The following is a 1793-nucleotide window of genomic DNA, read 5'->3' as shown; positions in this document are numbered from 1 at the left end:
CGCTCGTCCAGCTGTTCACGGTCGTCAATCCGTTCCTCGCCTCGATCTGGCCCGACGACCAGCCGCCGCGCCTGGCGCTCGGCTACGGCTCGATCATCGCGGCGCACGGCCTGTTCTCCATGGCGCTGGTGACGATGATCGTCGGCACGCGTCTCGGCAGCCTCGACCGCAATCTGGTCGAGGCGTCGAGCGATCTCTACGCCACGCCATTGACGACGTTCCGCTCGATCGTGCTGCCGCAGATCATGCCGGCCGTCGTTGCCGGTTTCCTGCTCGCCTTCACCTTCTCCTTCGACGATTTCATTGTGGCCTTCTTCGTCGCCGGGGCGCAGACGACGCTGCCGATCTATGTCTTCGCGTCGATCCGGCGCGGCGTGACGCCGGAGATCAACGCCATCGCGACGATCGTGCTCGTCGCTTCCGTGCTGCTTGTGGTGCTTGCCCAATGGCAATTGCGCCAGCGCAAGCCGTCGAACTGAAAGTCGCATCATGATCCTCAAAGACCGCATCGCCGTCGTGACCGGCGCCGGCTCCGGCATCGGGCGCGCCGGCGCCATGATCATGGGCAGGGAAGGCGCGGTGGTCGTCATCGCCGACAGGGATCAGGCCGCCGGCGAAGCAACGGCTTCGGACATAAGGGCAGTGGGCGGGCAGGCCGAGGCGATCGCCACTGACGTCGCGGACGATGGGGCGCTGGAAAAGCTCATTGCCGGCACGATCGAGAGGCACAGGCGCATCGACATCCTGCACAATCACGCCGGCATCCAGGTCGGCGGAACGCTGACCGAGGTCGAGGTCGGCGGCATGGACGCGTCATGGCGGGTCAATGTGCGGGCGCAGTTCCTGGCGGCCAGGATGGTCATGCCGTCGATGGTCGCACGAGGCGGTGGTGTCATCCTCAATACCGCCTCCAATTCGGGCGTGTTCTACGACCGCGAGATGATCGCTTACGCCACTTCCAAACACGCGGTAGTGGCAATGACGCGGCAGATGTCGCTCGACTATGCCCGGCACAATGTCCGCGTCAACGCGCTCTGCCCGGGCTGGGTCGACACGCCGTTCAACGAACCGTTCATCGCCCAGATGGGCGGACGCGAGGCGATCGAAACCTATGTCCGCACCAAGATTCCGATGGGACGCTGGGCCAGCGCCGATGAGATCGCGGAAGCGATCCTGTTCCTCGTCTCCGACCGCTCATCCTTCATGACCGGCCAGGCGCTGGTAATCGACGGCGGTGAAAGTATCGGCTGAGACTTGTGCTTTCTTTATCAATTGCCCTGTTTCAAAGCCTTTCCGATATACCACGTCACGACTTTCACCCATGCCGCTGGATTCCGGCAGGACTATAGTCCTGCCGGCATGGGACTTCAGTGCCATCGCCGTTCAAGAGCGCTGATTCGTGTTTAATATCAGATGGTTATGCTTCGGGCTGATCGGCAGATCGCGTATTGAGACAGCATTTGTCTAAAGTTTACTCTGTACAATTAGCGATTTCTCATAGGACGGTCACTAGCGGTCGGGCCAGGTGACGATTCCCGAGGAGATTACCATGACAAACCGGAAAACTCTGTTCGCGGCGCTTGCCGCATTGGCGCTTCTGGCGTCTCCGGCGCTCGCCGGAGCCGGCGGCAACGGGCACGGCGGCGGCAATGGCGGTGGCAACGGCAACGGCGGGGGCAATGCCGGCGGTAACGGCGGCAATAGCAATGGCAAGAGCGGCGGTTCGCACGGCAAGTCTTCGTCGGCTCGGGGGCAGGTGGCAAAGGCCAAAACGGACGACACCACGGTCGACA

3 protein-coding genes are annotated in these 1793 nt (G+C 62.7%); all 3 read left to right on the top strand.

Going from position 1 to position 1793, the window contains the following annotated elements; translation table 11 throughout:
- On the top strand, window positions 1–479 hold a 479-nt coding region (locus tag EN893_RS32305), incomplete at its 5' end, for an ABC transporter permease subunit (protein ID WP_128362107.1).
- A gap of 10 nt (window positions 480–489) precedes the next feature.
- Window positions 490–1251 carry a glucose 1-dehydrogenase gene (locus EN893_RS32300; RefSeq protein ID WP_127266976.1) on the top strand — a complete coding sequence of 254 codons (762 nt, stop codon included), beginning with the start codon at window positions 490–492 and terminating at the stop codon, window positions 1249–1251.
- A 298-nt stretch (window positions 1252–1549) separates the two neighbouring features.
- On the top strand, window positions 1550–1793 hold a 244-nt coding region (locus EN893_RS32295; protein WP_206640219.1), incomplete at its 3' end, for a hypothetical protein.

It is taken from the genome of Mesorhizobium sp. M7A.F.Ca.CA.004.04.2.1 (genome assembly GCF_004022825.1).
Lineage (GTDB): Bacteria > Pseudomonadota > Alphaproteobacteria > Rhizobiales > Rhizobiaceae > Mesorhizobium.
Note: the sequence above shows the minus strand (reverse complement) of the source record. Positions and strands in the feature narration are given on the sequence as shown.

What these genes read in the sequence shown, in the direction of transcription:
- EN893_RS32300 (WP_127266976.1), top strand. Translation starts at nt 490, where the DNA reads ATGATCCTCAAAGACCGCATCGCCGTCGTGACCGGCGCCGGCTCCGGC.